Origin of the sequence: Bacillus sp. AFS001701, from assembly GCF_002559405.1 — a bacterium.
GTDB lineage: Bacteria > Bacillota > Bacilli > Bacillales > Bacillaceae_G > Gottfriedia.
Genome location: NZ_NTZO01000572.1, coordinates 1 through 7,799, shown reverse-complemented (window position 1 = coordinate 7,799; position 7,799 = coordinate 1). Strand labels below are relative to the sequence as shown.

At 29.6% G+C, this 7,799-nt stretch carries 8 protein-coding genes; 6 read left to right on the top strand and 2 right to left on the bottom strand.

Annotated elements, in window-relative coordinates:
* Positions 1 to 48 precede the first annotated feature (48 nt).
* Entirely contained in the window at positions 49 to 252 is a 204-nt protein-coding gene (locus tag CN514_RS23210; protein ID WP_069031948.1) for an aspartyl-phosphate phosphatase Spo0E family protein, read from the top strand.
* A 343-nt stretch (positions 253 to 595) separates the two neighbouring features.
* The gene (locus CN514_RS23205; protein WP_098234596.1) at positions 596 to 1,057 is read left to right on the top strand and encodes an RDD family protein; all 462 of its coding nucleotides are present in this window, start codon (positions 596 to 598) and stop codon (positions 1,055 to 1,057) included.
* 62 nt (positions 1,058 to 1,119) lie between these two features.
* Here CN514_RS23205 and CN514_RS23200 read toward each other — a convergent pair whose 3' ends face one another.
* Both CN514_RS23200 and CN514_RS23195 read right to left on the bottom strand, forming a co-directional pair.
* On the bottom strand, positions 1,120 to 1,638 hold the full coding sequence (locus CN514_RS23200) for an SRPBCC family protein (RefSeq protein ID WP_098234595.1): 519 nt from the start codon (positions 1,636 to 1,638) through the stop codon (positions 1,120 to 1,122).
* A 125-nt stretch (positions 1,639 to 1,763) separates the two neighbouring features.
* Entirely contained in the window at positions 1,764 to 2,075 is a 312-nt protein-coding gene (locus CN514_RS23195) for an ArsR/SmtB family transcription factor (protein ID WP_098234594.1), read from the bottom strand.
* Between the two features lie 224 nt (positions 2,076 to 2,299).
* On the opposite strand from CN514_RS23195, the gene CN514_RS23190 reads away from it, so the two are divergent.
* From CN514_RS23190 to CN514_RS23175, 4 genes are all read left to right on the top strand, one after another.
* Positions 2,300 to 3,829, top strand: a complete 1,530-nt coding sequence (locus CN514_RS23190; RefSeq protein WP_098234593.1) for a carboxypeptidase M32 — start codon at positions 2,300 to 2,302, stop codon at positions 3,827 to 3,829.
* A gap of 301 nt (positions 3,830 to 4,130) precedes the next feature.
* Entirely contained in the window at positions 4,131 to 5,222 is a 1,092-nt protein-coding gene (locus CN514_RS23185) for a type III polyketide synthase (protein ID WP_098234592.1), read from the top strand.
* Positions 5,222 to 5,725 (top strand): isoprenylcysteine carboxyl methyltransferase family protein, encoded by a 504-nt coding sequence (locus CN514_RS23180; RefSeq protein ID WP_286141806.1) that lies wholly within the window; start codon positions 5,222 to 5,224, stop codon positions 5,723 to 5,725. The genes CN514_RS23185 and CN514_RS23180 overlap by 1 nt, the downstream gene beginning before the upstream one ends.
* 288 nt (positions 5,726 to 6,013) lie before the next feature.
* Positions 6,014 to 7,799, top strand: a 1,786-nt coding sequence (locus CN514_RS23175) for a dynamin family protein (RefSeq protein WP_141529502.1), incomplete at its 3' end; no start/stop codon positions are given.

The window sequence follows — 7,799 nt, the reverse complement described above, 5'->3', positions numbered from 1 at the left end:
TAAAAATGAAAGCGTGTTCATACTTTTTTTGAAAAGGAGGTAATTTGAATGTTTTTTAGGACAGCCAGATCTTTAGAACGAAATATTGAAGAAAAACGAATCAAGTTGCAAGAAGCTCAAAATCAAAATAATGACAATCATCAAGAAGTAGTAAAGATTCGTCATCAGTTGGACACTGATTTAAGAGAACTACAGAAATTATTGAAAACGGTTGCAGTAAAACAATCAAAAATTAATATTAAACCAATATGATAAAATAGTACATAGACCACAATATATTTTTTGTGGTCTTATTTTTTTTTCGTAGTAAAAAGAATTAGATTACAACTTGCTAAATGAATTTATTTTTTTTAAATAAGTTTTACCGATTGAACTATATACAAAAAATTACCTCAATTATTCATAGTACAATTTTAATCTTAATAAGATTTCAAATATCATACGATTTGTAGTTAAAAATGCTTATTATGTAGCTTGTTTAAAAAAATTAATACAAATAGTTGAAAATCACTAATCAAAAACAAAATTCCCTAAGTATAATAGAGTATATCGATTAATATCCATTTTTTTATAAAAATGTGGAATGAGGTTCTAGATGGATTTCGAACTGGCAAGTCGTATTAGAAGATTGTTTGCAGCATGGATCGATGGCTCATTAAATCTTTTATTTTCTAAACTGGGGTTACTAATACTTGGATTAGAAAGTAAAGACATTTTAGATTTATTTATGTTTAGTAGTAAGCAACTGTTTTTATATTCAATTTGGTCGCTATTATTTATTTTCCTATTTTATGTCATTGTACCTACTTATATTTGGAACGGACAAACAATAGGAAAAAGATTATTAAGTATTATGGTTGTAAGGGATACAGATGACTTAGTTAATTTCAAAACAATGACAATACGTTCGATATTTGCTTTTGGTTGTCAGCTAAATTTGCCAATATTTATAGAGGCAATCGGAATTTTGTATCTAGTTGATCTATTTTTTATCTTCCGAAAAGATCGGAAAACATTGCATGATTTAATCGCTAAAACGAAGGTCGTTTATTATTAATAGCACTAAAAAATACCCTCTAAAGCTATTTTCAAGCTTTAAAGGGTATTTTTATTTTTATCTTATAATGATGTTTTAGCTAAATATTCATCTAGTTGGTCAAATGTACCAGTAAAGCCTTGTTGCATAGAATCTTTATTTGCAATAAACGCTTCAACTTCTTCATCAGTAGCATTGATTGGAAAGCCTTTTAAAGTAATAGTTGTTTTACCATCGTTTTCTTCTAGAGTTAAAGTATTTTGAATTTCCAATGGCCAAACTTCAAAGAATGGAGCGCGAACCATATTACCTTCTTGATCAGAGAATGAATTAACAAATACAATTTTCTCAGGTTCAATAATTTCACCAAAAACAAATAATCCCCACATTATGAATCCATCTGGTGATTCCATTTTATAGTGAAATTTACCTCCTGGTTTAAATTCTAACGTTGCTACATCCATTGTAAAGCCTTTTGGACCCCACCAGTTTTTTAGATGTTCTGCTTTTGACCAAACCTTGAATACTAATTCACGAGGCGCATCAACAACCCTTGTTAAAACTAATCCTTTTTCATCTACATTAAACGTATTTTTACTCATTTTTAATCCCTCCATTTATTTTATTATTTACTAAATTAGACATTGTTTCATCCTTGAAAACTAGGTCCTTCTCCTTTCAATAAAGGTTAGTACTAATTAAATTGTGTGCACTGAATAAGCTAAGATTATTTGCCTTGTAATTTATTTAAATAATCGTCCAATTGATCGAATCTCTGTTCCCAGACGTGTCGGAATGACTTAATCCACGAATCCATTTCTTTTAGCGGCTGGGGTCTTAGTTTATAAATTCTTTTATTGGCGATTGGTTGAACTTCGACAAGCCCAGCTTCACTTAGAACGCGAAGATGCTTTGAAACCTGTGGTTGTTTAAGTCCTAAGCTTTCAGCTATTTCACCGACTGATAGAGGACCGTCACGTAAGAGTTCGACAATCTGTAACCGGTTCGGCTCTGCAAGAGCAATTAAAGTCGAATTCATAAATTGAATATACCTCACGAGGAATATTCCTGTCAAGGAATATTCAAAATATAAATTTGTGTTAATCTAAAAAAGACTTGAGTAGTATTAACGAAGTGATTAAACAATATTCATTTTGTCGAGAAATATTATTTGAAAAATAAGATATTTCTTATTTATCCATATATTTTTTATGTTACCATTTAGCTGACTCAAAAATTTGGTTTTAAAAGGTGGGTGTTTTGATGAGCTTAAAAGATTATGAGGCTTCGTTTTTAGATTATGTAAGAAAAATGTTAAACATTGAAGAAGCAATTAGTGTTTTATATTGGGATCTTCGAACAGGTGCACCTAAAAATGCTGTAAGTCAGCGTTCAAATGTAATTAGTCAATTATCAGCTGATGTCTTTAAAATGAGTATTTCAAAAGATATGGCTCATTATTTAATAACAATGGAAGAAGCCATTAGTGCAGGTAAATGTTCATTAGAAGTTGAAAAAACAGTAAAATATTTAAGAAAGCAATACGATCGAAATACGAAAATACCAGTTGATGAGTTTGAAGCCTTTGTTAAATGCCAAGCAATTTCTGAGAGTGTTTGGTCAGAAGCAAAAGATGAAAATAATTTTGCTAAATTTGAACCTTATTTAACTGAAATAATTGAGTATAAACGTAAATTCGTTGAATATTTAGGATATAAAGACTGTAAATACGATACATATTTAGATCAATATGAACCTGGAATGACTGTAAATAAACTAGACGAAGTATTTTCAGAAGTAAGAAATAAATTAGTACCGATTGTTAAAGCTGTCTCGACTAGCGGGAAAAATTTTGAAAAAGTAGAGATGAAAGCATTCGTTTCGACGCAAAAACAAAAAGAAATATGTGAACAACTTTTAGCATCTCTTGGTTATAATTTTGATGCCGGAAGATTAGATCCAACTCCACATCCTTTTGCTACTTCTCTTAATTTAGGTGATGTTCGAGTAACAACGAAATATCATGAAAATAATTTTGAAAAAGCCATATTTAGTACAATTCATGAATGTGGTCATGCACTATATGAGCAAAACATTTCCAAAGATTTGGAAGGTTTACCGATTGCTCAAGGAGCGTCATTAGGAATTCATGAATCTCAGTCACTTTTATATGAGAAGATAATTGGACAAAGCTATGAATTCTGGAAATCAAATTATCCAAAGTTAAAAGAGCAACTTAATGGAGTGCTAGAAAATGTTTCTCTAGATGAATTTTATCAAGTGATAAATAATAGTAAGCCTTCATTTATTCGTATTGAAGCTGATGAATTAACTTATCCTTTACATGTCATGATTCGTTATGAAATTGAAAAGGATTTGTTAGATGGAAAAATTCAAGTTTCAGAGCTTCCTTCAATTTGGAACCAAAAAATGGAGGAGTATTTAGGAATAATTCCTGAAACTGACAGAGTAGGTGTTTTACAGGACGTACATTGGTCAATGGGGCATTTTGGATACTTTCCAACTTATGCATTAGGAGCAATGTATGCTGCTCAAATAAAAGCAACAATGGACAAAGAATTACCAAATTTTAGTGAATTAGTTGAAACGAATGATTTTCAAACAATTCTTGATTGGTTAAAAGTGAATATTCATCAATATGGTGCAATGAAGGAACCGCAACAAATTTTGAAGGATGTTACTGGTGAAGAATTAAATGTGAAATATTTTGTTGATTATTTAGAATCAAAATATACAAAATTGTATGAGTTGGAAGAAGTAAATAAATCATAAATTGTGAATTAGAAATGTTGTGGGGTTTATTTTAGAAGCAGTATAATGGAAATAATTGCGAATGTAGATTCAAGTAAAATGAGATATACTAAAACTGCACAACAGAAAGAAAACTCCTTTGAAACGCTTAGACAATTCTTATTATTTGTTCATGGTCCATGAATGAATAGTGAATTGTCTTTTTTTTGTTTAAAATTCGAGCCTAAAATATAATCTTATTTCCACTCTAGGATTTTTCATAAATTAAAGAATAATTTTCCAATCTAATACAAAAGGTAATGACTATAAGGAGTGGGAAATTATGCCTTTAATTTTATCTGTTGGGAAAGCTGTACCTAAATATAAAATCGATCAGGAAAATATAGTACCTTTTATACGAGAGCTTTTTTTGAAAAGATACCCTTCAATTGATCGCTTATTATCTGTATTTCAAAATGGTGAGATTCAAAGTCGATATATTTGTAAGGAGCTTTCTTGGTATAGCGAAGAGCATAGCTTTGAGCAAAAAAATCAGGCTTACACTGAAATCTCAATTGAATTATCAATAGAAGCTATTAAAAATTGTTTGACTAGTAATGAATTTCTATCTTCGGAAATTCAATATGAAAAAATTGATGGAATTATATTTGTCTCTTCAACTGGTATTTCAACCCCTACAATTGATGCTCATATCGCAAATATCCTGCCATTTCATTCTTCGATTAAAAGAATTCCCATATGGGGCTTAGGGTGTGCCGGTGGTGCTAGTGGTATTTCTAGAGCATTTGATTATTGTAAAGCCCATCCAAAGGCAAATATTTTACTAGTTGCAGTTGAATTATGTAGTTTAACATTTCAAAAAGAAGATCTTTCCAAAAGTAATATAATAGGAACTTCATTATTTGCTGATGGAGCAGCAGCGGTTCTAGTAATTGGCGACGAGAGTGATTTGAAAAATCGAACGATCCATAAATCTTTACCGTCAATTGAACAAACAAATTCAACTCTAATGCCAAATTCATTAGACGTAATGGGATGGGATGTTCGGAATGATGGTTTATTTGTCATTTTTTCAAGGGATATACCATCAATCGTTAAAAATTGGTTACAACCAGTTGTTTCAAATTTTTTAACGGAAAATGAACTAACAATAAGGGATGTAAATCATTTCATTGCTCACCCTGGTGGAAAAAAAGTATTGGACGCTTATATCGATTCATTAGAACTTTCCGAAGCTAAAATCGGAATTTCCCTAAATATTTTAAAATCATATGGAAATATGTCATCTTGTACTGTATTATTCGTGTTAAGCGAGTATATGAAGTTAGGAAAAACGAATGAGTACGGTCTTCTTTGTGCTTTAGGACCAGGATTTAGTTCAGAGTTATCATTGTTAAAGTGGGTAGAATGCTAATGTTAAAGATTATTTTTTTATTCATCATCATACAAAGAGTGATTGAGCTAGGTATAGCAAAGAACAATGAAAAAAAATTAAAAATGCGGGGCGCACTTGAATTTGGCCAAGAGCACTATAAATTTTTTATCATCTTACATAGCATGTTTTTTATTTCAATTCTAATTGAGAATTATTTCATTCATTATATAGAAATTAGATTTTTTACCTTTCTCCTAATTGTATTTATCATATTACAATTAGCAAGGGTTTGGGTTATTTCAACTTTAGGGGAAAGATGGAATACAAAAATCATTATTTTACCTAAAGAAAAATTAGTAAAACGTGGGCTTTATAAATATATGAAGCATCCAAATTACATAATCGTTACAATTGAATTACTAGTAATACCTATTATGTTTCATGCGTATATTACAACTGTAATCTTTTCTGTTTGTAATTTACTTTTATTAAAAGTAAGAATCCGAGAAGAAAATAAAGCGCTTTTACAATCAATCGAATAGTTATTGACAAATGGAAAATAACTGATTATGATTAATGTAGAATGAAAATCATTATCAACTTCGAAAGGTTGTGCGTCAAATGGTTCTTGGATTTGTGTCAGCTACAATTCTTTTATACTTTTTATTAACTAAATATGTACTTAAACAAGTTCAAAACTAGGTGATGTTACCTAGTTTTTTTTATTTTATATGCATATGCCTATACATTCTTCTTCCAAATTAATATATATGGGGATAAAATAATGCTAGGGAAATTATTTGAGTATGAAATGAAATGGGGAAATCACGTTGCAAAACACTAAGATTAACAGAGGGGAATTACTGAATAAGGTTTCTTCAGGGATCAATTTACTTTCTGAACAAGGAAATTCGAAGGAATTATTTCAATTAAAAAAATTAGCATACAAAATACAAAATAAGGAAAGTTATTACGTATTTTGTGGACATTTTTCTGCTGGTAAGTCATCTTTATTAAATGATCTTTTACAAGTAGAAAAACTACCTACAAGCCCAATTCCTACAAGTGCAAACGTTGTAAAATTAAAAAATGGCGAAAGTAAAATGTTAATTACTCTTAAAGATGGTGAAATGTATCAGATTCAAGAGGATATTCAAGTAGATGAACTAAAAAAATTAGCTTCTGATAGTGGTTCAATTATTGAGCTAGAGTGGGCACAAGAACTATTTAAAATTCCAACAGGATCTGTTTTAATTGATACTCCAGGAATTGATTCAACAGATATGGATCATTTAGAGGCGACTAATTCAGTCATTCATCTAGCAGATAGTATTTTTTATTTAATGGATTATCAACATGTTCATTCGAAAACTAATATTGATTTTATTCATAATTTAGTTGAAAAAAATAATAAAGTTTGTTTAGTCATTACATGTATTGATAAACACGATGAAACAGAATTGACGTTTGAACAATTTAAACATGGTGTAATTGGAAACTTGAAAAAACAAGGATTAGGCAACTTACAAGTTTTTTATATTTCTACAAGAGATAAATCTGTAGATAATAACGAATATAACCAGTTTATTAATTATTTAAATGATCTATACAGTCATCAAGATGTAGTACAAATTGAAAATGACTATGCAAGCTTTTTAACAATAATGAACGAACAAATACAACAACTTGAGAACGATTACATTGATCTCGATCAAAATGCAGATGAGATTAGATCGCAATATAATGATTTAAATAGTGAAATTGAAGTTATTGAAACATCAGTTTCTACATTTGAGGAAAATTGTTTGCAGTCTACACAACAAGTTCTTACTAATTCAAACATTACACCATTTGAAATGAGAGAATTAGCATCAAAATATTTAGAATCTGAAAAGGCATTGCAAAATAAAGGATTATTTCAATCTAGAAAAAAACTTGAAAATGCTTTACATGAATCTAAAAGTCAATTTATTCACAAGGTACAAGAGTTAACAAATAAACAAATTGAGTATTTTGTAAAAGAAGCAGCAATTCGAACTGTAAAACAAATTGAAAATAATAAAATTGATAGCAGTGACTTTGATAAAATCTTAGAGCCTAATTTGAGTGAAGATGTAATTTGTCCAAAGCCATCCCATTTGATCGATACAGGTGGTAACTATTTATTACGGTATACGAAGGAAGTAAGTGAAGGAATTAAGGCGGTATATCGTAAAAGTATTGCAGAATTTATTTACACACTTTCAAAGGAACTTAAGGTACAAAATGAATCAACAATTCTAAAATTAAAAAATCAAAAGAATGATTTACAATCAAAAATAGATGGATTTGATGAATTAGAGTTTAATAATCAAAAAATTTCACATATGGTCTCAGAAATTAAGACGATTTTAAATAATCAACAGGAAATGAATCAAGACTTGCCAGAAATTAAGCCTACTTTAATATCAGTAAGTGAATTAATTAATCACAAGATCTTAACTGTTCAAGCGCCGGAAATAAAAGAAGAACTTATTACTGACATTGAACAAACTAATTCAAAAAAATATTCAAACGAAGAAATTCAAGCTAAATATGAAGTCGCTGATTTTATACTAGACGAATTAACATCAAATA